21 protein-coding genes and 1 pseudogene are annotated in these 22,177 nt (G+C 73.3%); 9 read left to right on the top strand and 13 right to left on the bottom strand.

The genetic code is table 11. The features are described 5' to 3' along the window. Positions 1-69 precede the first annotated feature (69 nt). Together ABZ883_RS04190 and ABZ883_RS04185 are read right to left on the bottom strand one after the other, a co-directional pair. Positions 70-972, bottom strand: coding sequence for an alpha/beta hydrolase (locus ABZ883_RS04190; protein ID WP_360901110.1), 903 nt, complete (start codon positions 970-972; stop codon positions 70-72). Positions 973-1,285: 313 nt separating this feature from the next. Continuing rightward, on the bottom strand, positions 1,286-1,978 hold the full coding sequence (locus ABZ883_RS04185) for a metal-dependent transcriptional regulator (RefSeq protein WP_360901107.1): 693 nt from the start codon (positions 1,976-1,978) through the stop codon (positions 1,286-1,288). A 112-nt stretch (positions 1,979-2,090) separates the two neighbouring features. Between ABZ883_RS04185 and ABZ883_RS04180 the strand changes: the two genes are divergently transcribed. Beyond that, entirely contained in the window at positions 2,091-2,840 is a 750-nt protein-coding gene (locus ABZ883_RS04180) for an SIS domain-containing protein (protein ID WP_360901104.1), read from the top strand. A gap of 11 nt (positions 2,841-2,851) precedes the next feature. Here ABZ883_RS04180 and ABZ883_RS04175 read toward each other — a convergent pair whose 3' ends face one another. Then, positions 2,852-4,174, bottom strand: coding sequence for a PAS domain-containing protein (locus ABZ883_RS04175; RefSeq protein ID WP_360901101.1), 1,323 nt, complete (start codon positions 4,172-4,174; stop codon positions 2,852-2,854). A gap of 365 nt (positions 4,175-4,539) precedes the next feature. Then, the gene (gene pdxH / locus ABZ883_RS04170) at positions 4,540-5,178 is read right to left on the bottom strand and encodes a pyridoxamine 5'-phosphate oxidase (protein WP_360901660.1); all 639 of its coding nucleotides are present in this window, start codon (positions 5,176-5,178) and stop codon (positions 4,540-4,542) included. Between the two features lie 262 nt (positions 5,179-5,440). Here pdxH and ABZ883_RS04165 point away from each other — a divergent pair, with 262 nt between their 5' ends. Both ABZ883_RS04165 and thpR read left to right on the top strand, forming a co-directional pair. Next, on the top strand, positions 5,441-6,541 hold the full coding sequence (locus ABZ883_RS04165) for a citrate synthase 2 (protein WP_360901098.1): 1,101 nt from the start codon (positions 5,441-5,443) through the stop codon (positions 6,539-6,541). Positions 6,542-6,565: 24 nt separating this feature from the next. Further along, positions 6,566-7,162, top strand: a complete 597-nt coding sequence (gene thpR / locus ABZ883_RS04160) for an RNA 2',3'-cyclic phosphodiesterase (RefSeq protein ID WP_360901095.1) — start codon at positions 6,566-6,568, stop codon at positions 7,160-7,162. Positions 7,163-7,331: 169 nt separating this feature from the next. Here thpR and ABZ883_RS04155 read toward each other — a convergent pair whose 3' ends face one another. From ABZ883_RS04155 to ABZ883_RS04145, 3 genes are all read right to left on the bottom strand, one after another. Then, a complete protein-coding gene (locus tag ABZ883_RS04155) occupies positions 7,332-7,751 on the bottom strand; it encodes a CBS domain-containing protein (protein WP_360901092.1) in 420 nt (139 codons plus the stop codon). A gap of 119 nt (positions 7,752-7,870) precedes the next feature. Beyond that, positions 7,871-8,866 carry an aldo/keto reductase gene (locus ABZ883_RS04150; RefSeq protein ID WP_360901089.1) on the bottom strand — a complete coding sequence of 332 codons (996 nt, stop codon included), beginning with the start codon at positions 8,864-8,866 and terminating at the stop codon, positions 7,871-7,873. A 57-nt stretch (positions 8,867-8,923) separates the two neighbouring features. Next, a complete protein-coding gene (locus ABZ883_RS04145) occupies positions 8,924-9,595 on the bottom strand; it encodes a GDSL-type esterase/lipase family protein (protein ID WP_360901657.1) in 672 nt (223 codons plus the stop codon). Between the two features lie 147 nt (positions 9,596-9,742). On the opposite strand from ABZ883_RS04145, the gene ABZ883_RS04140 reads away from it, so the two are divergent. Together ABZ883_RS04140 and ABZ883_RS04135 are read left to right on the top strand one after the other, a co-directional pair. Then, positions 9,743-10,348: a disulfide bond formation protein DsbA gene (locus tag ABZ883_RS04140; RefSeq protein WP_360901087.1), complete on the top strand. Its 606-nt coding sequence runs from the start codon at positions 9,743-9,745 to the stop codon at positions 10,346-10,348. Positions 10,349-10,379: 31 nt separating this feature from the next. Beyond that, entirely contained in the window at positions 10,380-11,441 is a 1,062-nt protein-coding gene (locus tag ABZ883_RS04135) for a hypothetical protein (RefSeq protein WP_360901654.1), read from the top strand. A gap of 52 nt (positions 11,442-11,493) precedes the next feature. Here ABZ883_RS04135 and serC read toward each other — a convergent pair whose 3' ends face one another. Next, positions 11,494-12,612, bottom strand: a complete 1,119-nt coding sequence (gene serC / locus ABZ883_RS04130) for a phosphoserine transaminase (RefSeq protein WP_360901084.1) — start codon at positions 12,610-12,612, stop codon at positions 11,494-11,496. Positions 12,613-12,696: 84 nt separating this feature from the next. Between serC and ABZ883_RS04125 the strand changes: the two genes are divergently transcribed. Continuing rightward, positions 12,697-15,486 carry an FAD-binding and (Fe-S)-binding domain-containing protein gene (locus ABZ883_RS04125; protein ID WP_360901081.1) on the top strand — a complete coding sequence of 930 codons (2,790 nt, stop codon included), beginning with the start codon at positions 12,697-12,699 and terminating at the stop codon, positions 15,484-15,486. Between the two features lie 15 nt (positions 15,487-15,501). On the opposite strand, the gene ABZ883_RS04120 is transcribed toward ABZ883_RS04125, so the two are convergent. Together ABZ883_RS04120 and ABZ883_RS04115 are read right to left on the bottom strand one after the other, a co-directional pair. Beyond that, complete coding sequence (locus ABZ883_RS04120) at positions 15,502-16,074, bottom strand: Uma2 family endonuclease (protein ID WP_360901078.1); 573 nt, start codon at positions 16,072-16,074, stop codon at positions 15,502-15,504. A gap of 130 nt (positions 16,075-16,204) precedes the next feature. Continuing rightward, positions 16,205-17,104 carry an NADP-dependent oxidoreductase gene (locus ABZ883_RS04115; protein ID WP_360901075.1) on the bottom strand — a complete coding sequence of 300 codons (900 nt, stop codon included), beginning with the start codon at positions 17,102-17,104 and terminating at the stop codon, positions 16,205-16,207. Positions 17,105-17,236: 132 nt separating this feature from the next. On the opposite strand from ABZ883_RS04115, the gene ABZ883_RS04110 reads away from it, so the two are divergent. Together ABZ883_RS04110 and ABZ883_RS04105 are read left to right on the top strand one after the other, a co-directional pair. Further along, the gene (locus tag ABZ883_RS04110) at positions 17,237-17,644 is read left to right on the top strand and encodes a helix-turn-helix domain-containing protein (protein WP_360901072.1); all 408 of its coding nucleotides are present in this window, start codon (positions 17,237-17,239) and stop codon (positions 17,642-17,644) included. 267 nt (positions 17,645-17,911) lie between these two features. After that, positions 17,912-17,995 (top strand): annotated as a pseudogene (locus ABZ883_RS04105) (winged helix-turn-helix transcriptional regulator); the annotation flags it as partial. Between the two features lie 261 nt (positions 17,996-18,256). Here the strand turns inward: ABZ883_RS04105 and ABZ883_RS04100 are convergent. Both ABZ883_RS04100 and ABZ883_RS04095 read right to left on the bottom strand, forming a co-directional pair. Further along, positions 18,257-19,753: an MFS transporter gene (locus ABZ883_RS04100; RefSeq protein WP_360901069.1), complete on the bottom strand. Its 1,497-nt coding sequence runs from the start codon at positions 19,751-19,753 to the stop codon at positions 18,257-18,259. Positions 19,754-19,768: 15 nt separating this feature from the next. Further along, the gene (locus ABZ883_RS04095; protein ID WP_360901651.1) at positions 19,769-20,161 is read right to left on the bottom strand and encodes a MarR family transcriptional regulator; all 393 of its coding nucleotides are present in this window, start codon (positions 20,159-20,161) and stop codon (positions 19,769-19,771) included. Positions 20,162-20,360: 199 nt separating this feature from the next. Between ABZ883_RS04095 and ABZ883_RS04090 the strand changes: the two genes are divergently transcribed. After that, positions 20,361-20,570, top strand: a complete 210-nt coding sequence (locus ABZ883_RS04090) for a ribbon-helix-helix protein, CopG family (protein ID WP_360901066.1) — start codon at positions 20,361-20,363, stop codon at positions 20,568-20,570. On the opposite strand, the gene ABZ883_RS04085 is transcribed toward ABZ883_RS04090, so the two are convergent. Beyond that, positions 20,540-22,000: an NCS2 family permease gene (locus tag ABZ883_RS04085; RefSeq protein WP_360901063.1), complete on the bottom strand. Its 1,461-nt coding sequence runs from the start codon at positions 21,998-22,000 to the stop codon at positions 20,540-20,542. The two genes, ABZ883_RS04090 and ABZ883_RS04085, sit on opposite strands and share 31 nt — an antisense overlap. Between the last annotated feature and the right edge of the window lie 177 nt (positions 22,001-22,177).

The following is a 22,177-nucleotide window of genomic DNA, read 5'->3' as shown; positions in this document are numbered from 1 at the left end:
CCCCAGCGGTAGCTGGGGGAGCCGCGGGACCCGCCCTCCGGGCTGCCGGCGCTACTTTCGAAACAGGCCCTAGCCCGCGCGGCACACCGGGGCCGCGGCGACGTCCGGGGCGTGCGCGACGTCCGCGACGTCCGCGACGTCCGCGAGGAAGCTCTCGATCGCCGTGCACCAGGCCTCGGGCTGGTCCCAGGGAACCAGGTGCCCGGCGTCGGGGATCTCCGCGTACGCGCCGCGGGGCAGGACGCGGACCATCTCCTGGGCCTCGGCCCGGCCGAGGTCGCCGTCCGGCCCGCGCACCACCAGGGCGGGGCAGGAGACCAGGGCGAGTTCCTCCCAGTGGGCGTCGTGCACCCAGGGCTCGCGGGAACGCAGCATGTGACGCCGGTCGAACACCGGGCGCCATCCGTCGCCGCCCTCCTCCATCACCTCGGCGAAGAACTCCCCACGGGCCGGACGGCGGCCCTCCACCCGGGGGTCCTCCTCGGCGAACCACCGGCGCACCGCGTCCAGGCTGGGGAAGGGCACCGGCCAGGCCCGGAACCAGTCCTCCCAGGACCGCTGGTCGGCCTCGCCGACGGCCGCCGCGCGCATGTCGCACAGCACCACGGCGCCGACCAGGGACGGCCGGCGCGCGGCGAGCTGCCAGGCGGTGAGGGCGCCCATCGCATGCCCGACGACAACGGCCGGGCCGAGCCCCAGCTGTTCGATCGCGGCGGCGGCGTCGCCGACGTACGCCTCCCGCGAGTACGGCCCCTCGGGCTTGGGGCTGCGTCCGTGCCCGCGCTGGTCCAGCGCGACGACACGGTGGCGCCCGACGAGCCGCCGGGCGGTGCCTGCCCACTGGGAGGCACGGCCCATCAGCCCGTGGAGCAGCAGGACGGCGGGGCCGGAGGCCGCTCCCGGCCCGCCGCTGTGGTCCCACGCGGTGAGCGGGAGGCCGTCCGCTCCGGTGATTTCCCTACGCCTGGCCATGTGGCGCCCCCTGGTGCGTGACGTTCTCAGGACCCCACGCTATCGAATTTCTGTTCGATAGGGGTCTTCACACACGCAACACCGCTCTTTCGAGTGACAGCGCTCAAGGATTGTCGGCGCGCGCCGAGGGGAGGACTTCAGCGGGACGCGGCCCGGCGGGGAAGACGGGCAGCGGGGAGCCACCCGGACAGCTCGGGGATCCGGGTGGCCTCCACGGGGACCGGGGGGACGGGGAGGGGGAGGAGGGGATTCCGGCGCAAGGGGAGGCGCCGGGGTCCCTCCCACCACAGCGGCTCCCGCGCGGGCCGGACGCCTATCGCTTGGCGACGAAGACGTGCGAGGCGGTGTCGCTGCTCAGCTCCGCGGCCTCGCCGCCGCTGCCGACGAGCACGCCGCCGGCCGACGGGGTCACGGACACCACCGCGCCGGGCTGCACACCGGCCCGCCGCAGCGTGTACATCAGCTGTGCGTCGTTCTGGATGGGCTCGCCGATCCGCCGCACCACCACGCTCGCGCCGGACAGCCCGCTCTCCAGTTCGCTCAGGCTGACCATGCCCTCGTCCAGGAACGGGTCCGCGCCGTCCTTGTCGCCCAGCTCCTCCAGGCCCGGGATCGGGTTCCCGTACGGCGACTCCGTCGGGTGCCGCAGCAGTTCCAGGACGCGGCGCTCGACGGCCTCGCTCATCACGTGCTCCCAGCGGCAGGCCTCCGCGTGCACGTGCTCCCACTCCAGGCCGATCACGTCGACCAGCAGGCACTCGGCGAGCCGGTGCTTGCGCATCACGCGGGTGGCGATGCGGCGCCCCTCGGAGGTCAGTTCCAGATGGCGGTCGCCGGCGACGTGCACCAGGCCGTCGCGCTCCATGCGCGCGACGGTCTGGCTCACCGTCGGACCGCTCTGGTCCAGTCGCTCGGCGATTCGGGCGCGCATGGGGACCACGCCTTCCTCCTCCAGCTCCAGGATGGTGCGGAGATACATCTCCGTCGTGTCGATGAGTCCGGACATGCGTGCCCCTCGGTGGCTCGTGCGTGGCCCTGGCCTCAATTCTGACGCATCGGACCGACAACCGGCCCCCCGCGGTTGACAGGTGGACGCCGCGCCCACCACGGTTCTCCGCATGACCGATCTGGCCACCACATATTTCGACGCCGCCATCGCACTCCTGCGGCGCGTGAGGGACGAGGAGTCCGAGGGGATCCAGGCGGCCGCCACCGCCGTCGCGGACGCGGTGGCCGCCGGGGGGCGGGTCTTCGCCTACGGGGCCGGGCACTCCTCGCTCCCCGCCCAGGACGTCGTCTACCGCTCCGGCGGTCTCGCGCTGGTCAACCTGCTCGCGGTGCCCGGAGCGGTCGGGGTGGATGTCGTCCCCGCGACGCTCGGCAGCGCCCTGGAACAGGTCGGCGGCCTCGCCGGGGTCGTCCTGGGGACCTCGCCGCTGCGCGCCGGCGACGTGCTGGTGATCGTCTCCCTGTCCGGCCGCAACCCGCTGCCCGTGGAGATGGCGCGGGACGCGCGCGCCATGGGCGTCACGGTCGTCGGCGTGACCTCGGTCGCGTACACGAAGGAGACCCGCTCGCGGCACTCCAGCGGCACGTTCCTGAAGGACCACTGCGACATCGTCATCGACAGCAAGATCGCGCTCGGCGACGCGGAGCTGTCCGTCGAGGGCATCCCGGCGCCCTTCGGGCCCGCCTCCACCGTGGTCACCAGCGCCCTGATGCAGGCGGTCGTGGCGACGGCGGCGCAGCGGCTCGCGGAGCGCGGGACCACGCCTCCGATGCTGCGCTCGGGCAACGTGGACGGCGGCCACGAGTGGAACGCCGCGGTCTTCGACGAGTACCGGGACCGGATCTTCTACCGCCACTGAACGCTCGGCCCTCAGCGTTCCCGCGGCGCCAGGTCCAGGGCCGCGGCCACCCGCAGCGCCACGTCCTCCGCGAAGGCCGCGTCCACGCGGTCGAAGGGTCGCCGCCCCATGCCCCGCAGGAAGGTGAGCGTGCCCAGGGTGCGGCCGCGGCTGCGCAGCACGGCGCACAGCCCGTGCACCGTGCCGTCGGGCCAGCGGCGGGCGGCGGACCAGGCGTCGATCTGGGCGCGGGAGGCCGGCTCGGAACCCGCGAGGGCGCCGAAGGAGGCGCGGACGGCGCCGGTGCGGGCCACCGCCTGGAGCGCGGGATGGCCCTCCCCGTAGCGCACGGGGATGCCACCGGCGACGGGCAGGCAGGGGCCCGAGCCGCCGGCGGGCGTGGCGGCGGCGCGCACCAGCCGGGTGCCGTCCCCGGTGAGCACGTCCAGCAGCGCGTTCTCCGCGAAGCCCGCGAGCGCGAAGTCCACGTAGCAGGTGGCGGCCTCCATCGGCTCCCGGCACTCGGCGACCGCCCGGGCCGCCCGCTGCAGCTGGTTGGCGCGGAAGCGCAGAACCGCCGCCTCCTGCTCGGCAAGCTTGGCGTCAGTGATGTCGTGGAAGAGCCAGCCCACCCCGAGCGGCACCGGCTCCTCCCCCAGCGGCGAACCGAGCCGCACGAAGCTGCTGCGCCAGCAGCAGCGGGTACCGCCCTCCTCGCGCAGGCCGACCCACAGCTCGGACGGCGCCGGAGGCGCGCCCTCCGCGAGCACGTGCTGCATCGCGGACTCCAGTTCCTCCACGCCCTGGTCGAGGAAGTCGCCCAGCGGCCTCCCCAGCAGGGCGTCCCGGCTGGTGTGCAGCACGCGGGCGGCGTACGCGTTGACGACGACGGGGCGCAGGTCCGCGTCGACCAGGACGACACCGGAGGAGGCGTCGTCGAACAGCGCCTCACTGAGCGCGATCGAGCGCTCCAGGTCGATCTGGGCGTGCACCTCGGAGAACGCGCAGTAGACCCCGGCCGGCCGCCCGTCGGCGCCCTGGACGGCGGCGGACTGGGTGCGCACCAGCACCCGGCGGCCGTCCTTGGTCAGCAGCGCGAACTCGTGCACCTGCCGCCCGGCGGCGTCCATCACGGCGAGCAGCCGGGTGCGGACCTCCTCGGCGTCGGCCGTGCGGGCCGCCCAGCCGGCGAAGCCCTTGCGGCCGACGGCCTCCTCGGGCGTCCAGCCCAGGATCCGCACGGCCTCGGAGTTCCAGTGCGTGATCACTCCGTCGCGGTCGAAGGCACAGAGTCCGGCCTCCATGCCGTCGAGGAGCGCGGCGAGCAGCTGCGGCGTCGCATCGAATGACTGCACGTCGGAACATTCAACCCGGATGTGACCCAGGACACAGCCGGTTCGCCGAAATCGGTGCGCAGCGGCAGCGGGTGCATTAAGGGGGGACCCAATAAATGGGTTGTGGCGCGGCGAACCCGTTCCTAGAGTGACGAGCACACACGAAGGGAGGTGGTCCGGAGAATGAGTTCCCATCGGACGCGTGAGGTGGCTGCGGGCTAGCACCGCGCTCCTCGCCTGCGCGCGATGCGCGACGCGGGCCAATCCATCGCAGTCACCCGACCCGCGGGCTCGTCGGATACGTCCGGCCGATGCCTGGACGGCTTCCGTCCAGGGATGAGCCCGCGGGTCGCCTGCGTCTCCGGACCCCGTGAGGGCCACGGCGGCTACGGCGCCAGGCGCCGCACCGTCCAGCCGCCCTCCGCCGGGGTCCCGCCGTCCGCCTCGTACAGCAGGCGGTCGTGCAGCCGGTTCTCCCGGCCCTGCCAGAACTCCACGGTCCGCGCGACCACCCGGAAGCCGCCCCAGTGCGGGGGCACCGGTACGTCCGCGTCCTCCGGCCAGCGCTCGGCCAGCTCCGCGTACCGGCGTTCCAGCTCCTCCCGCGAGGCGATCGTGCGGGACTGCTCGCTCGCCCAGGCCCCGATGCGGGAGCCGTGCGGCCTGCTGCGGAAGTACGTCTCCGTCTCCTCCCGGGTCACGCGCTCCACCGGGCCGCCGACGATGACCTGCCGGGCGATCGGGTGCCACGGGAAGAGGAGCGAGGCGTACGGCCGCTCGCCGAGCTCGCGGCCCTTCCTGGACCGATAGTTGGTGAAGAAGACGAAGCCGCGGTGGTCGTAGCTCTTGAGCAGGACGGTCCGGGAACCGGGCCGCCCCTCGGCGTCCGCGGTGGACACGACCATGGCGTTGGGCTCGTCGATGCCGCCGTTCACGGCGTCGGCGAACCAGCGCGCGAACTGCGTGTACGGGTCGGCGGCCAGCTCGTCCTCGGCCAGTCCGCGGGTGCGGTACTGCTTGCGCATGGCGGCGGGATCGTGATGGAGGTGCTGCACCCGCCACATCTTGCAGCACGGCGGCCGTCCCGCGGCACGGTGTGCCGCGAATTATGTGCCCCACCTCACGCTTCACGCCATCGGTGGGAGGGGACAGACTTACAGGCCGGGTATCCATGGGCTCACAGCGCCGACGGACACCCGGGGTTATCGTTCGGGCACTCCGTGCCACACCCCTGTGCCACAAGCACCGCCCACGCCGATCGTCGACCGCATCAAGAGGAGCCGCCTGATGTCCGACTTCGTACCCGGACTCGAGGGAGTCGTCGCCTTCGAAACGGAGATCGCCGAACCCGACAAGGAAGGCGGCGCCCTCCGCTACCGCGGCGTGGACATCGAGGACCTCGTGGGCCATGTCTCCTTCGGCAACGTGTGGGGCCTGCTGGTCGACGGCGCCTTCAACCCCGGCCTGCCGCCGGCCGAGCCCTTCCCGATCCCCGTGCACTCCGGCGACATCCGTGTCGACGTGCAGTCGGCGCTGGCGATGCTGGCCCCCGTGTGGGGCCTGAAGCCGCTGCTGGACATCGACGCCGAGCAGGCGCGCGAGGACCTGGCGCGGGCCGCGGTCATGGCGCTGTCCTACGTGGCGCAGTCCGCCCGCGGCCAGGGGCTGCCGATGGTGCCGCAGAGCGAGATCGACAAGGCGGAGACCGTCGTCGAGCGCTTCATGATCCGCTGGCGCGGCGAGCCCGACCCCAAGCACGTCAAGGCCGTGGACGCCTACTGGACGTCCGCCGCCGAGCACGGCATGAACGCCTCCACCTTCACCGCCCGGGTCATCGCCTCGACCGGCGCCGACGTGGCCGCCGCCCTGTCGGGCGCGGTGGGCGCGATGTCCGGACCGCTGCACGGCGGCGCGCCCTCGCGGGTGCTGGGCATGATCGAGGAGATCGAGCGCACCGGCGACGCGACGGCGTACGTGAAGCAGGCCCTCGACAAGGGCGAGCGCCTGATGGGCTTCGGCCACCGCGTCTACCGCGCCGAGGACCCGCGCGCGCGGGTGCTGCGGCGCACCGCCCGTGAGCTGGGCGCCCCCCGCTTCGAGATCGCCGAGGCGCTGGAGAAGGCCGCGCTGGAGGAGCTGCATGCGCGGCGCCCCGACCGCGTGCTGGCGACGAACGTGGAGTTCTGGGCGGCGATCATGCTGGACTTCGCCGAGGTCCCGGCGCACATGTTCACGTCGATGTTCAGCTGCGCCCGCACCGCCGGCTGGTCGGCGCACATCCTGGAGCAGAAGCGCACCGGCCGCCTGGTGCGCCCGTCGGCCCGCTACGTGGGCCCCGGCCCCCGCGACCCGCGCGAGGTCGAGGGCTACGGCGACATCGCGGACTAGCCCGGACGGCGGGACCCTGGGGGCATGAGGCTGTTCGTGGCGGTCATGCCCCCCAGGGCGGCGCTGGCGGAACTCGGCGAGGCGGTGGCCGCGCTGCGCGCCCTGCCGGACGCCGACGGCCTGAGATGGACGGACCCGGCCGGGTGGCACATCACGCTGGCGTTCCTCGGCGAGGTCGGCGAGGACCTGCTGCCCGCACTCGCCGAGCGCCTGGACCGGGCGGCCCGGCGCCATCAGCCGTACCGCACCGGCCTGGCCGGGGGCGGGCGCTTCGGGGACCGCACCTTGTGGGCGGGACTGGACGGGCAACAGAGCGGGGACGGCCGGGAAGGCCTGGAGATGGCCCGTGTCGCGGAGGCCGCCCAGGCGGCCGCCCGCAGGGCCGGCGTCCACTACGAGGACGAGCACAGCCGCTTCCACGCCCATCTGACCCTGGCCCGGCAGCGCGGCCACCGCGGGCGGGTGGGCCTGCGGCCCTTCACGGACGCCCTCGCCGCGTTCCGGGGCACCTCGTGGGAGGCCGACTCCGTCGCCCTCGTGCGGAGCCATCCGCCCGCACCTGGGGTGCCGGGCGCACAGCCCCGCTACGAGCGACTGCGGACCTGCCCACTGGGGCACTGAGCCGCTGGGGTTAACCTCGTGGTGTGAACCCCAAGACCCGAACCCGAGTGATGACCGCCGCCCTCGCCCTGCTGGTGATCGTGGTGATCGTGGGCGCGCTGATCCGCTGACGACGGGTCTGCGGGCCCGCGGCAGCCGGCCGGGGCGGCGGGACGGGCCGGAGTCCGGCTCAGGTCTCGGCGTAGACGTTCGCCACGAACTCGGCGATCTGCTCGTCGGTGAGGTGCCGGGCCAGGTCGGCCTCGGTGATCATTCCGATGAGCTTCTTGTTCTCGACGACCGGAAGCCGCTTGATGCGGTGGGTCTCCATCTCGCTCAGCACGTCGTTGACGTCCGCTCCCGCGTCGATCCACCGCGGGGTGCCCTCGCAGAGGTCCCCGCAGGTGACCTTCGACGGATCACGGCCGGCCGCCACGCACTTCACGACGATGTCGCGGTCCGTGATGATGCCCATCATCCGGTCGTCCGGTCCGTGGACGGGAAGCGCGCCGACGTGGAGTTCGCGCATGAGCTGCGCGGCCCGGTCGAGGCTCTCGGTCGCCGGGATCGCACGGGCGCCTGGATGCATGATCTGCTTGGCTGTCGTCATACCCTCATCGTGCGCCCGACCGGGTGAATCTGCGACCGGACCAGGGCGCTTGCGCCGGACGGGGCGGCCCCGGCACGGACGGTGTCCGTACCGGGGCCGCCCGCGCCGCGGGCCTGAGGTCACCAGGCGAAGGCCTCCGGGGAGGGGCCGGTGCCCGGGAAGATGTTCTCCAGGTCGGCCAACAGGTCCTCCGTCAGCTCCAGTTCGACCGCGCGCAGGGCGGAGTCGAGCTGCTCGCGGGTGCGCGGGCCGACGATCGGGCCGGTGACGCCGGGCCGGGTCAGCAGCCAGGCCAGGGCGACATCGCCGGGCTGCAGGCCCGCCTTGTCGACCAGGTCCTCGTAACTCTGCACCTGGGCGCGCACGGCGGGGTCCTTCAGGGTGTCGGCGCTGCGGCCGGAGGTCGAGCGGGCACCGCCGCCCTCGCGCTCCTTGCGCAGGGCACCGCCGAGCAGGCCTCCGTGCAACGGCGACCAGGGGATGACGCCCAGGCCGTAGGCCTCGGCCGCCGGGACGACCTCCATCTCGGCGCGTCGCTCGGCCAGGTTGTACAGGCACTGCTCGCTGACCAGGCCGAGCGAACCGCGGCGCGCGGCGGCCTCGTTGGCGCGGGTGATGTGCCAGCCGGCGAAGTTCGACGACCCGGCGTAGAGCACCTTGCCCTGCTGCACCAGGACGTCGACGGCCTGCCAGATCTCCTCCCACGGCGTCGCGCGGTCGACGTGGTGGAACTGGTAGAGGTCGATGTGGTCGGTGCCCAGGCGCTTCAGGCTCGCCTCGCACGCGCGGCGGATGTTGAGCGCGGAGAGCTTGTCCTCGTTGGGCCAGGGGGCGCCGTCGGCGGCCATGTTGCCGTACACCTTGGTCGCGAGGACCGTCTTCTCGCGGCGGCCGCCGCCCTGGGCGAACCAGGTGCCGATGATCTCCTCGGTGCGGCCCTTGTTCTCGCCCCAGCCGTAGACGTTGGCGGTGTCGAAGAAGTTGACGCCCGCGTCGAGCGCGGCGTCCATGATCGCGTGGCTGTCGGCCTCGTCCGTCTGCGGGCCGAAGTTCATCGTTCCCAGTACGAGCCGGCTGACCTTGAGTCCGGTGCGTCCGAGCTGTGTGTACTCCATGGAGCACCACCCAAGCTCTTCGAGTGCGCTCGAATCAAGGGCCGTTCCGAGGACCCGTCAGACGCCCCGGTACGGCGCCCCGGTTCCCCACGCCTGGTGCATCGCGTCGGCGAAGGCGGCGGCGAGCAAGTGCTCCCCGGCGGCGCTGGGATGGGTGCCGTCCCAGGTGTGCCGGTCCAGGTCCCAGCCGGCCGGGCGGGAGGCCATCAGCAGCGGCGACGCCGGGGTGCCCAGGTCCGCGACGGCCTTGGCGGCACGGGTGTTGAACTCCTCGCACTGCGCGGCGAATCCGGGGTCCTGCGCGCAGCGCGTGTTGGGGATCACCGGCAACAGCACCGCCGCGACACGGGGGTTGGCGGCCCGCGCCCGCTCGACGAACAGCCGCAGGTTCTCCTCGGTCTGCGCGGGGTCGGTGTAGAAGCCGAGGTCGATCAGCCCGAGGGAGACCAGCAGCACGTCCGCGCCGTGCTCGCGCACCGCGTCCTCGATCAGCGGCGCCATGTGCAGCCAGCCCTCGCCCCAGCCCGCGAGGTGGCGGCGCGCCTCGTCCGGGAAGGCCGGGTCGCCGTAGGCGTGGGAGACCGCGGCGTCGGCCGCCGCGTCGTACAGCGCGGTGCGCGGGCCGACCACCGCGAACGGCTCGCCGAGCGAGCGCAGATGCCGCCACATGCGGTAGCGCCACGTGAGGTCGCCGGCGCTGCCGATGGTCATGGAGTCCCCGACGAACATCCAGGAGGTGCGGGGCGGGAGGGACGCGCGGGACTGCCGTGACATGGACGAGATGATAAACACTCCGGTCCGGCCCGGGATTGGCCCACCGCACCGCAGCCGAAGTGGCCCTGTCCACTGGGCCGTTGCACTCCTAGTGTCGTGGCCGTGACGCATTCCGTGGATTTCTGGTTCGACCCGGTCTGTCCCTTCGCCTGGATCACCTCGCGCTGGATCCTGGAGGTCGAGCGGCAGCGCGACCTGGACCTGCGCTTCCGTGTGATGAGCCTGTCCGTGCTCAACGAGGGCCGCGAGGGCCTGCCGGAGCGCTACGAGCGCCTGCTGCGCACCGGCTGGGGCCCCGTGCGGGTCTGCGTCGCCGCCGCGCACGACCACGGCCAGGAGGTGCTGCGCGACCTGTACACGGCGCTCGGCACCCGGCTGCACGTCCAGGACCGGCCCGTCTCCGACGCGCTGCTGCGCGAGGCACTGACCGAGGCGGGACTGCCGGAGGCGCTCGCGGAGGCGGCAGGGAGCACCGCGTACGACAAGGAGCTGCGCAAGAGCCACCACGAGGGCATGGACCCGGTCGGCGAGGAGGTGGGCACCCCCACGATGCACATCGACGGGGTCGCGTTCTTCGGGCCCGTGCTGACCTCCGTGCCGCGCGGCGAGGAGGCCCTGCGGGTCTTCGAGGGGGTGCGGCTGCTGGCGGGGTACCCGGCGTTCTTCGAACTGAAGCGCAGCCGTACCGGGGCACCGGACTTCGGCTGAGCCGCTCACCTGGCAGGCTGGGCGCATGCGCATGCGCCCTCTGTTCGCCGCCGCCGCGGCCTCCGCACTCGTCACGGTCCCGCTCCTCGGCCTTCCCGGCCTCGCCGGCAGCGCGGCGGCCGCCGACAGCGACGGCGAGTCCCTGGCCTTCACGATGACGGACCCGCGGATCACCGAGTCGAGCGGCCTGGCCGCCAGCCGGCTGCACAAGGGGGTCTACTGGACGCACAACGACAGCGACGACGGCCCGTACGTCTACGCCGTGGACTCAGCGACCGGGAAGACCGTCGCGACCGTCACCATGCGCGGGGTCGGCCGTCCGCGCGACGTCGAGGCGATCTCCATCGGCCCGGACGGCGACATCTACGTCGGCGACATCGGGGACAACCTGGGCGGCAGCTGGCCGTACGTGTGGATCTACCGCTTCCCGGAGCCGAAGCGCCTGGCCGACGAGACGGTGAAGGCCACCCAGTACGTCGTGAAGTACGACGCCGGGCCGCGCAACGCCGAGGCGATGATGGTCGACCCGCGCACCGGCCGGGTCTGGATCGCGAGCAAGAACGAGGACGGCGGCGCGCTCTACGAGGGTCCGGCCAAGCTGAGCTCCGCCGGCACGAACGTCTTCCGGCGGACCGCCGACATCCCGCTGTGGATCACCGACGGCGCCTTCTCCCCCGACGGCAGCCGCCTGGTGCTGCGCGGCTACTTCGGCGCCCTGATGTACCGCTGGTCCGACGGCACCCCGCACCGCATCGACCAGATGCACGTGCCGCTGCAGCGGCAGGGCGAGGCGGTGACCTTCACCACCGACGGGCGCGACCTGATGTACGGCAGCGAGGGCGAGGACAGCGAGGTCTACCGTGTCCCGCTGACGGGGGACGACCGCCCGGACGACGTCCGCAAGGCCGGCGCCTCCCCGTCCGGCTCGTCGTCCGGCTCGGGCAGCGGGGCGCAGGCGGCGGGCGACGGCTCGGACGGCGTCGGGCCGCGCTCGATGGGGCAGTTCGCGGTCGGCGCCCTGACCATCGCCGCGCTGGCCGCGATCGTCGTGGCGGGCCGCCGGCTGCTGCGCCGGGGCCGCCGCCCCTCCTGAGCGCGCGAAAGCCGGTGGGCGCGGCGCCCACCGGCTTCGCGGACCGCTGGGGTCAGAGCCGCTCGGCGACGTAGTCGACGCAGGCGGTCAGCGCCTCCACGTCGGCCGGGTCGACGGCCGGGAACATCGCGACGCGCAGCTGGTTGCGGCCGAGCTTGCGGTACGGCTCGGTGTCCACGATGCCGTTGGCGCGCAGCACCTTGGCGATGGCGGCAGCATCGATGCCGTCGGCGAAGTCGACCGTGCCGACGACCTGGGAGCGCTTGGCCGGGTCGGAGACGAACGGCGTGGCGTGCTCGGACTTCTCGGCCCAGGTGTACAGGCGCGAGGAGGAGTCGGCGGTGCGCGAGACGGCCCACTCCAGGCCGCCCTGGCCGTTGATCCACTCCAGCTGCTCGTTCAGCAGGAAGAGGGTCGCCAGCGCGGGGGTGTTGTACGTCTGGTTCTTCTTCGAGTTGTCGATCGCGGTCGGCAGGTCGAAGAACGCCGGGATGTGGCGGCCGGAGGCGGCGATCCGCTCGACGCGCTCCAGCGCGGCCGGGGAGAACAGCGCGAGCCACAGGCCGCCGTCGGCGGCGAAGGACTTCTGCGGGGCGAAGTAGTAGACGTCGGTCTCGGTGACGTCCACGGGCAGGCCGCCCGCGCCGGAGGTGGCGTCCACCAGGACCAGCGCGCCCTCGTCGGCGCCCGCGACGCGCCGCAGCGGCATCGCGACACCGGTGGAGGTCTCGTTGTGGGTGAGGGCGTAGACGTCCACACCGGCCTCGGCGGCCGCGTCCGGGTGGGACCCCGGGTCGGCGGCGATCACGGTCGGCTCGTCCAGCCAGGGCGCGAGCTTGGCGGCCTTGGCGAACTTCGAGGAGAACTCGCCGAAGCTGAGGTGCTGGGACTTGCGCTCGATCAGGCCGTGCGTGGCGATGTCCCAGAACGCGGTGGAACCGCCGTTGCCGAGCACCACCTCGTAGCCCTCGGGGAGGGAGAACAGCTGCCTGATGCCGTCGCGCACCTGGCCGACCAGGTTCTTCACCGGAGCCTGCCGGTGAGAGGTGCCCAGCAGCGAGGTGCCGGTCGCGGCCAGCGCGTCGAGCGCCTCCGGCCGCACCTTGGAGGGGCCCGAACCGAAACGTCCGTCGGCGGGCTTGATGTCAGCGGGGATCTGGATCTCGGCCACGTTCGCAGCGTAGTGCGTTACGGCGTGGTTTCGGGGAGTAGTCCACGCGGTGAGACATGCGCGGCGGTGGGGCAGGCTGGGGGCATGACGGAGGATCTGCGCCGGGCGCTGGAGCGGGCCGTGCGGGGCGAGGTCGCCTGCGACCCGCAGAGCCGGGCGCTGGTCACGATGGACGCGTCCAACTACCGGCGTGTCCCGCTGGCCGTGGTGGCGCCGCGCGACGCGGAGGACGTGGCGGCGGCGCTCGCGGTGTGCCGGGAGCACGGGGTGCCGGTGGTCCCGCGCGGCGGCGGCACGTCGATCGCGGGACAGGCGACGGGGACGGGGGTCGTCCTGGACTTCACCCGGCACATGCACCGGATCGTGTCACTGGACCCGCACGCGTTGACGGCCCGCGTGCAGCCCGGTGTCGTCCTGGACGACCTGCGGCGCGCCGCCGCCGACCACGGACTGACCTTCGGCCCCGACCCGTCCACGCACGCCCGCTGCACCCTCGGCGGCATGATCGGCAACAACGCCTGCGGCGCGCACTCGGTCGCCTGGGGCACCACGGCGGACAACGTGCGCGGGCTGGAGGCGCTCACCTACCAAGGCGACCCGCTGCGCACCCGCGACCCGGTCCGGGCCGACGTGCGGGCCTTCGCCGACGCGCATCTGGCGCTGCTGCGCACGGGCTACCCGCAGGACCTGCCGCGCCGCATCTCCGGCTACGCCCTGGACGCGCTGCTGCCCGAACGGGGCCGCGACCTGGCCCGCGCCCTGACCGGCAGCGAGGGCACGCTCGCGGTCGTCACCGAGGCGGAGGTGCGGCTGGTGCCGGCGCCGCCGGTGCGGGTGCTCCTCGTCCTCGGCTACCCGGACGAGGGCGCCGCCGCCGACGCGGCCCCGGCGCTGCTGCCGTACGGGCCGCTGACCGTCGAGGGCATGGCCGCCGACCTGGTCGGCAGCCCCACGGGCGGCCGGAACGAGCTGCTGCCCGAGGGCGCGGCCTGGCTCTTCGTGGAGATGCCGGGCGTCGGCGAGGCCAACGCGCTGCGCCGGCTGGCGGGCGCCGACGGCGCGCTGGCCTCCGCGGTCATCACCGATCCCGCCGCGCAACGCGCCCTGTGGCGGCTGCGGGAGGACGCGGCCGGCACGGCGACACGTATCCGGACCGGGCCGGAAACGAGCACCGAGGCGTGGCCCGGATGGGAGGACTGCGCCGTGCCGCCCGCCCGGCTGGGCGCCTATCTGCGGGACTTCCGCGCCCTGCTCGCCGAGCACGGGCTGCACGGCGCGCCGTACGGGCACTTCGGCGACGGCTGCATCCATGTGCGCATCGACTTCGACCTGGTGCGGGAGGCGGGCGTGGCGCGGTTCCGCCGCTTCTCGGAGGACGTGGCCGCGCTCGTGGTGGCGCACGGCGGCTCGCTGTCCGGGGAGCACGGCGACGGCAAGGCGCGCGCGGAGCTGCTGCCGCGCATGTACGGGCCCGAACTGGTCGGCCTGTTCGGCCGGTTCAAGGACCTGCTCGACCCGGCGGGCGGCCTCAACCCCGGCATGCTGGTGCGGCCGGAACCGCTGGACACCGGCCTGCGGTTCGCCGTGCTGCCCAAGGAGCCCGTCGAGGTGGCCTTCGGATATCCGCACGACGGCGGGGACTTCGCCACGGCCGTGCGCCGCTGCGTCGGCGTCGCCAAGTGCCGTGAGGCCGAACCGCCGCAGGGCGCGGGCGTGATGTGCCCCTCGTTCCGCGCGACCGGCGAGGAGCGGCACTCCACCCGGGGCCGGGCCCGCCTGCTGCACGAGATGCTGGCGGGCGAGGTCGTCACGGACGGCTGGCGCTCACCGGAGGTCCTGGACGCGCTGGACCTGTGCCTGTCCTGCAAGGGCTGCCGCAGCGACTGCCCGGTGGGTGTCGACATGGCCACGTACAAGGCCGAGTTCCTGCACCACCACTACCGGCGGCGACTGCGGCCCGCCGCCCACTACGCGATGGGGCGGCTGCCGGTGTGGCTGCGCGCGGCCGGCCCCTTCGCGGGCCCGCTCAACACGCTGGCCGGGATCCGCCCACTGGCGGCACTGGCCCGGCGGGCGGCCGGCATCGCGCCGGAGCGGGCACTGCCGCGGCTGGCCGAGGAGTCCTTCACCCGCTGGTGGCGGCGGACGCACCGGTCACCGGGCCCCCCGGCCGCGGGGGACCTCCTCCTGTGGCCGGACACCTTCACCGACCGCCTCTCCCCCGCGACCGGCCGGGCCGCGGTGCGCGTCCTGGAAGCCGCGGGGCTCCGGCCGGTCCTGCCCCCGCGGGCCGTCTGCTGCGGCCTGACCTGGGTCTCCACCGGCCAGCTCGACCAGGCCCGTGCCGTCATGCGGCGCACGGTGGACCGGTTGCGGCCGGTCCTCGGCGCCGGGCTGCCGGTGGTGGTGCTGGAACCCAGCTGCGCGGCCGCGCTCCGCACCGACCTGCCCGAACTGCTCGGCACGGAGGACGCCCGCGCGCTGGCCTCCTCCGTGCGCACCTTCGCCGAGGCCCTGGAGGAGTTCGCCCCCGGCTGGGCCCCGCCCCGGCTCGCAGCGCCCGTCGCCGGTCAGACGCACTGCCACCAGCACGCCGTCCTCGGCGACGGCCCCGACCGCCGGCTGCGCGCCCGGGCCGGCCTCACCGGGGAACTCTCCGCCGGCTGCTGCGGTCTCGCGGGCAACTTCGGCTTCGAGCGCGGCCATTACGACATCTCCGTCGCCTGCGCCGAGGAGCAGCTGCTGCCCGCACTGCGCGCCGCCCGCCCCGGCACCGCCGTCCTCGCCGACGGCTACTCCTGCCGCACCCAGATCGCCCAGCTCGCGGGCGTACCCGCCCGGCACCTCGCGGAAGTGCTGGCCGACGGGCTGTGACGGCCGGGCGCGAGCTCAGAACTCCGTGGTGTCCAGGTCCAGACCGAAGGGCTCGGGAAGGCGCAGCGGTGTGCCGAAGGGATGCGGACCGTCCACCACCTGGTAGCCGAGCTCTCCCGGCTCCGCGTACAAGGTGCAACTGCGCTCCTGCCGGTCGACAAGGAGGTACAGCGGGGCGCCGTACTCGGCGTACCGGCGGCGTTTGACGATCCGGTCGGTGTCGCCGTTGGACTCCGAGGTGACCTCCACGACCAGCAGGGTCTGATCGGGCAGCAGTGCCCGCGCTCCCTTGGCGAGTTCGCGGGGCACCACGGCCAGATCCGGTACGTACCAGTTGTCCGACCCGGGAAGATCGAGATTGCCCGAACCCGCGATGCACCCGAGCACGCGAAGGGCCGGCCGAATCTGCTCCCGGACCCTGTCCGCGACGTCTTCGTGGTCCCAGGTCGGCGGCACTTGATCGATCACCCCCTCGACCAGCTGCACCCGGTCCCCCCGCATGTGCTGGATCGCGAACTTCAGTGCGGTCTCCGGGTCGTCGGCAACGTAGGAGTGCCCTGCGGGGCCCGAGTGGGGCTGAGAGCTCATCGGTCCTCCAGGGGCCGCACGTACGACTGACGACAGCTCCGATTCTCACGCAGCCGCCGCCATCCCGTCGCGCCCCGATCGCACATTCACTCGAAACGATGAAGCCGCGCCCGTCGCCGCCGGCCCCCGGTCACGGCACCAGCACGAGCCTGCCCCGCAGACCCCCCTCCGCGAGGCGCGCGTGCGCCTTGGCCGCCTCCTCCAGGGGGTAGGTGTCGGCCACCCGGGTGGTGAGCACGCCCCGGTCCACGAGCGCCGCGAGCTCCGCGAGGCGGGCGCCGTCCGGGCGGACCTGGACGGCGGCGACGCGGATGCCGTGTCCGGCGGCGGGGACCGCGTCGGGCCGGGTGGTGACGTAGGCGCCGCCGTCGCGGACGGCAGCGAGGGCGGGACCGCCGAGCGCCGCCGCGTCGAGCGCCGCGTCGACCCGTACGCCGTCCAGGGACGACACGGCCTCGTCGGCCCCCAGCTCCCTCAGCAGCGGCGCGTCGCCGCCGCGGGCCAGGGCGACGACGCGCAGCCCCGCGTGGTGGGCCAGCTGCACGGCGAAGCCCCCGACCGCGCCCGCGGCGCCGGTGACCAGCAGGCGGTCGCCGGGCCGGGCGCCGAGCAGACCGAGTGCCTGGTCGGCGGTGTGGGCGGTGACCGGAAGGGTGGCGGCGTGGACGAGGTCGACGGACGAGGGGGCCGCGGCGACGGCCTCCGCGTCGAGCACGACGTACTCGGCGTGGGCCTTGAGCCGGCCCGACCCGCTCACCAGACCCACGACGGCCGCGCCCTCCGCGAGGCCGGGGACCCCGGCGCCGAGCGCGTCCACCGTCCCGGCGACGTCCCAGCCCAGGCCGAGGAACTCGCCGGGCCCCAGTTCCCGGGGCCCGAACAGTCCGGCCCGGATGGCGAGATCGGCCGGATTGAGGCCGGCCGCGGCGACCCGGATCCGGACCTGGCCCGGTCCCGGCTCGGGCAGCGGCGCCTCGACGACCTCCAGCACCTCGGGCCCGCCGAATCCCCTGATCACAACAGCGCGCATGGCGGAAACTCCCTGTTCTCAACGGTGTACGGCGGCTGATCCCGCCCACCGCAAACCTAGGGAGAGCTACTCTCTTCTGGTAAGTACGTACCCGGAAGTGCGTACCGTACCGGGAAGTCCGGAGGGAGCCCCATGGCGACGACCACCGCGGCCCAGCGGCGCGAGGAGGCCCGCGCGGTCTACAACGCGTTCATGAAGGGCTGCCCGACGAACGAGCTGCTCGCCCGGATCAGCGACAAATGGGCCGGCCTGCTGCTCTCCGCACTGGAGGCCGGCCCGCAGCGGTACAGCGACCTCGGCCGCCGCATTCCGGGCGTCAGCCAGAAGATGCTCACCCAGACCCTGCGCACGCTGGAGCGCGACGGCCTGGTCTCGCGGACCGTCACGCCGTCCGTCCCGGTACGGGTCGACTACGCCCTCACCCCCCTGGGCGCGAGCCTGGCGCTGCTGTTCTCCGCCGTGAAGAACTGGGCGGAGGAGCACATCGAGGAGGTCTTCGAGGCCCGCGACCGCTACGACGCCGGAACGCCCGCGTCCTGAGGGGGCCGCCGCGGCGCCCACCGGACCGGGCACGGGGCCGGGGCTGCTGCGCCGGCCCCACGCAGCGGCGTCCGCCCCGGTACGGGGTGGTCGACTGCGCCCTCACCCCGCTGGGCGCGAGCCTGGCCCCGCGAGCGCCACGACGCCGGGGGGCAGCCGTGTCCGTCGACCGCGGCCCTGCGCTGGCCGGCCGCGAGGGGCTGGGGGCCGCGGCGCCCACCGGACCGGGGCGCCGGACCGGGGCCGGCTGCTGCGCCGGTCCCCTGCGACGGCCTGGTCTCGCGGACCGTCACACCGTCCGTCCCGGTTCGGGTCGACTACGCCCTCACCCCGCTCGGCGCGAGCCTCGCCCCGCGAGCGCCACGACGCCGGGACAGCCGCGTCCGTCGACCGCGGCCCTGCGCTGGCCGGCCGCGAAGGGCTGGGGGCCGCGGCGCCCACCGGACCGGGGAGGGCCGGTGACGGTCTGCGTTGCAAGCCTGACGATCACCTGTCGCCCTGGAGGGCGTCATCGGGGCGCGGGACGGGACCCGGCCGACCGCCGGTGCGGGCCGAGCCGATGCGGCAGTGCCGCGATCGGCGGCGCAGCCCCCGCCCCGGCCGACGCCGCGCTCAGGCGGTCACCGACTCCCTCGGCACCAGCTCGATCAGCTTGTGGTCCTTGCCCCGGTGCAGGTCGATCCTGAGCCGGAGCCCGCCCAGCCGGGCCAGGAACACGCCCACGGAGACGGCCGCCAGCGCCGCCACCAGGCCGCCCGCGAGGAAACCGGTCCTGGCGCCGAACTCGTCGGTCACCCACCCGACGAGCGGGCCGCCAAGCGGGGTGCCGCCGACGAAGACCATCATGAACAGGCTCATGACGCGACCGCGCATGACCGGGTCGGTCGCGAGCTGCACACTGGCGTTGGCGGTGGTGTTGAACGTCAGCCCGAACATGCCGATCGGCAGCATGAGCACCAGGAACACCCAGTACGTGGGCGACAGCGCCGCCACCATCTCCAGCACGCCGAAGCCGAACGCGGCCCCCACCAGCAGCCGCAGCCGCGTGCTGCCGCGCCGGGCGGCGAGCAGGGCGCCGATGACGGAGCCGACCGCGAGCACGGAGTTGAACAGGCCGTACATCCCGGCATCGCCGTGGAAGACGTGGTCGGCGAAGGCGGTCAGCCAGATCGGGAAGTTGTACGCGAAGGTGCCGATGAAGCCGACCAGCACGATGGGCCAGATCAGTTCGGGCCGGCCGGCCACGTAGCGCAGGCCCTCGCGCAGCTGGCCCTTGCCGCGCGGGGCGGTGGGGACGGCGTACAGGTCGCCGACGCGCATCATCAGCAGCCCGGCGAGCGGCGCGATGAAGGACAGGCCGTTGAAGAGGAAGGCCCATCCGCTGCCGACCGCCGTGATCAGCACACCGGCGACGGCGGGGCCGATGAGCCGGGCGCTCTGGAAGTTCGCGGAGTTCAGCGAGACGGCGTTGCGCACGTCGGCCGGTCCGACCATCTCCACCACGAAGGCCTGCCGGGTCGGGTTGTCGACCACGGTGACCATGCCGACGCCGAACGCGATCGCGTAGACGTGCCACACCTGCACCGTGCCGGAGAGCGTGAGCGCCGCCAGCAGCAGGCCGAGCGCGCCCATGGTGATCTGGGTGCCCAGCAGGATGCGGCGCTTGGGGTAGCGGTCGGCGATCACGCCGCCGTAGAGCCCGAAGAGCAACATCGGCAGGAACTGCAGCGCGGTGGTGATGCCGACCGCGAAGGAGGAGCCGGTCAGGCTCAGTACGAGCCAGTCCTGCGCGATGCGGGACATCCAGGTCCCGGTGTTGGAGATCAGCGCGCCCGAGGCGAAGAGCCGGTAGTTGCGGTTGCGCAGCGAGCTGAAGGTGCCCCCGCGGGCGGGGGCGGGCGGGCCGGCGACGCGGGACGCCTCCGCGGCGCCCGCGGCGGTGTCGGCGCCCGCCGGGTTCACCAGGTCGGCGGGGTCGGCGGCGCCGGCAGCGGCGTCGTGAGCTGCCGGGCCGGGGGGTGCTGCGGGGTCTTCGGGCCCGCCCTCGTCGGGCGCGGGGCCGGGGGTGGTCGGTTCGGGTGCGGCGTCAGATGCGGCTGCCGAACTCAATCGGGTTTCGCCTCCTCATCGAGGGCTGATGTCGGAGTGGGCGAGCTTCTCCAGGACGGGCGCCGCGGCACGGAGCGCGGCGCGCTCGTCGTCGTCCAGCCCCTCGATGAGCTGCGCGAGGAAGGCGTTCCTTTTGGCCCGGCTTTCCTCGAGCATCGCCTCGGCGGCCTCGGTCTGCCGGACGACGACCTGGCGGCGGTCGTCCGGGTGCGGGTCCCGGTGGACCAGGCCCTTGGACTCGAGCATGGCGACGATGCGGGTCATCGACGGCGGCTGGACGTGCTCCTTGCGGGCCAGCTCACCGGGTGTGGCGGAGCCGCAGCGGGCCAGGGTGGCCAGCACCGCCATCTCCGTGGGGCTCAGCGACTCGTCGACTCTCTGGTGGCGCAGACGACGGGACAGCCGCATCACGGCGCCGCGCAGCGTGTTCACCGCTGTGCGGTCGTCCTCGGACAGTTCACTCACGTTACTTAGCCTAGCTCATTACTTATGCTAAGGAAAATCCGGCCTCCCGTGCCAAACGCATTCGTGAGCGAACTCACCCATCCGGGTGAGTTCCGCCCTGAAATCGACGCACGCACGACCGATCGGCGCGGACCCTGGCCCCATGGCTTCGAGAGTGCTCAGCATGCGCATTGACGGGGACTTGCTGGACCGTCTCCAGGCTCACGCCGCGAAACGCGGAATGAGCGTCCAGGACTACATAGTCCGGACGCTCATTCGCGACGACTTCGACGAACGGCTCAAGGCCTCCGTCGACGAGACCGAGCAGTTCTACGCCGACGGCTACGCCAGCCCCAGCGCCGGCATCAGGTAGTAGAAGACGAAGACACCCGCCACCACGTACAGCGCCGGCGGCACCTCACGGCCGCGTCCCGTCGCCAGCCGCAGCAGGCAGAAGGTGATGAACCCGATGCCGATGCCGTTGGTGATCGAGTAGGTGAAGGGCATCAGCAGCATCGTCAGGAACGCCGGGACGGCGATCGTGAAGTCGCTCCAGTCGATGTCCCGGACCGCGCCCGCCATGATCAGGAAGCCCACCGCCACCAGCGCCGGAGTCGCCGCCTGGGCGGGGACCATGGTGGCCAGCGGGGTGAGGAACAGCGCCACCACGAACAGCAGACCGGTGACGACCGACGCGAGCCCGGTGCGCGCGCCCTCACCGGCACCCGCGGTGGACTCCGCGTAGCAGGTGTTGGCCGAGCAGGACGTCAGACCGCCGGCCGCGGTCGCGATGCCGTCGACCATCAGCACCTTGCTCATCCCGGGCAGGTCGCCCTCCTCGTCCAGCAGGTGCGCCTCGTCGCTCACGCCGAGGATGGTGCCCATCGCGTCGAAGAAGCAGCTGAGCAGCACGGTGAAGACGAAGAGCAGGCCGGTGACGATGCCGACCTCGCCGAAGCCGCCGAACAGGCTCACCTTGCCCAGCAGCCCGAAGTCGGGGGTGGAGACGGGGTTGCCCGGCCAGTGCGGCACGGTCAGGCCCCACGCGCCCGGCGTGATGTGCGCGACGGCGTCCACGACCAGCGCGAGCACGGTCATCGCCACGATGCTGATGAGGATCGCGCCGGGGACCTTGCGGGCGAGCAGGGCCAGGGTGACCAGCACGCCGAGGATGAAGACCAGCACCGGCCAGCCGAGCAGATGCCCGTTGCCGCCGAGCTGCAGGGGCACGGTGGTGTGCGCGGCGTCCGGGATGCGGGAGACGAAACCGGAGTCGACCAGGCCGATCAGCACGATGAACAGGCCGATGCCGATGGCGATCGCCTTGCGCAGCCCCAGCGGGACCGCGCTCATGACCCGCTCGCGCAGGCCGGTGGCGACCAGCACCATGATCGCCAGGCCGGCGAGGACGACCATGCCCATGGCGTCCGGCCAGCTCATCCGGGGCGCGAGCTGCAGCGCGACGATGGTGTTCACGCCGAGGCCGGCCGCCAGCGCGATCGGCACATTGCCGATGACGCCCATCAGCAGGGTGGTGAACGCGGCGGTCAGGACGGTGGCCGTGACGAGCTGGCCGTTGTCGAGGTGGTGGCCGTACTTGTCCACGCCCGAGCTGAGGATGATCGGGTTCAGGACGATGATGTAGGCCATCGCGAAGAAGGTGGCCAGTCCGCCGCGGATCTCGCGGGGGATCGTGGACCCCCGCTCGGAGATCCGGAAGAACCGGTCGAGCGCGCCGGGGGCGGTCGCCGGGGGCGGGGTCGGGGAGCTGGACACGACCTTTGCGGTGGTCGACGGCGACATGCGGGTCCTTGCGTGGGGGGATCGGGCCGGATTGATCGGACTTACTTGGAGGTTCCTACGAATGATTCACGTCATGCGTGGATGGTTTCAGTATGAACATATGAACGGCTTCGAGGCTATCTCCGCGCGTAGACCCCCTGGCGGGCATGGGTAGGCTGTGCGGTATGAGCAGCAGCG

The sequence above is a fragment of the Streptomyces sp. NPDC046977 genome (assembly GCF_040644455.1).
GTDB lineage: Bacteria > Actinomycetota > Actinomycetes > Streptomycetales > Streptomycetaceae > Actinacidiphila.
Note: the sequence above shows the minus strand (reverse complement) of the source record. Positions and strands in the feature narration are given on the sequence as shown.

Excerpts from the sequence above, each read along its gene's own strand:
- ABZ883_RS04115 (WP_360901075.1), bottom strand. The coding sequence starts at position 17,104 with ATGCGCGCTGTTGTGATCAGGGGATTCGGCGGGCCCGAGGTGCTGGAG.
- ABZ883_RS04150 (WP_360901089.1), bottom strand. The coding sequence starts at position 8,866 with ATGGAGTACACACAGCTCGGACGCACCGGACTCAAGGTCAGCCGGCTC.
- ABZ883_RS04180 (WP_360901104.1), top strand. The coding sequence starts at position 2,091 with ATGACCGATCTGGCCACCACATATTTCGACGCCGCCATCGCACTCCTG.
- ABZ883_RS04125 (WP_360901081.1), top strand. The coding sequence starts at position 12,697 with ATGACGGAGGATCTGCGCCGGGCGCTGGAGCGGGCCGTGCGGGGCGAG.
- pdxH (WP_360901660.1), bottom strand. The coding sequence starts at position 5,178 with ATGCGCAAGCAGTACCGCACCCGCGGACTGGCCGAGGACGAGCTGGCC.
- ABZ883_RS04165 (WP_360901098.1), top strand. The coding sequence starts at position 5,441 with ATGTCCGACTTCGTACCCGGACTCGAGGGAGTCGTCGCCTTCGAAACG.
- ABZ883_RS04110 (WP_360901072.1), top strand. The coding sequence starts at position 17,237 with ATGGCGACGACCACCGCGGCCCAGCGGCGCGAGGAGGCCCGCGCGGTC.
- thpR (WP_360901095.1), top strand. The coding sequence starts at position 6,566 with ATGAGGCTGTTCGTGGCGGTCATGCCCCCCAGGGCGGCGCTGGCGGAA.
- ABZ883_RS04155 (WP_360901092.1), bottom strand. The coding sequence starts at position 7,751 with ATGACGACAGCCAAGCAGATCATGCATCCAGGCGCCCGTGCGATCCCG.
- ABZ883_RS04185 (WP_360901107.1), bottom strand. The coding sequence starts at position 1,978 with ATGTCCGGACTCATCGACACGACGGAGATGTATCTCCGCACCATCCTG.
- ABZ883_RS04085 (WP_360901063.1), bottom strand. The coding sequence starts at position 22,000 with ATGTCGCCGTCGACCACCGCAAAGGTCGTGTCCAGCTCCCCGACCCCG.
- ABZ883_RS04090 (WP_360901066.1), top strand. The coding sequence starts at position 20,361 with ATGGCTTCGAGAGTGCTCAGCATGCGCATTGACGGGGACTTGCTGGAC.
- ABZ883_RS04190 (WP_360901110.1), bottom strand. The coding sequence starts at position 972 with ATGGCCAGGCGTAGGGAAATCACCGGAGCGGACGGCCTCCCGCTCACC.
- ABZ883_RS04120 (WP_360901078.1), bottom strand. The coding sequence starts at position 16,074 with ATGAGCTCTCAGCCCCACTCGGGCCCCGCAGGGCACTCCTACGTTGCC.
- ABZ883_RS04135 (WP_360901654.1), top strand. The coding sequence starts at position 10,380 with ATGCGCCCTCTGTTCGCCGCCGCCGCGGCCTCCGCACTCGTCACGGTC.
- ABZ883_RS04095 (WP_360901651.1), bottom strand. The coding sequence starts at position 20,161 with ATGCGGCTGTCCCGTCGTCTGCGCCACCAGAGAGTCGACGAGTCGCTG.
- ABZ883_RS04145 (WP_360901657.1), bottom strand. The coding sequence starts at position 9,595 with ATGTTCGTCGGGGACTCCATGACCATCGGCAGCGCCGGCGACCTCACG.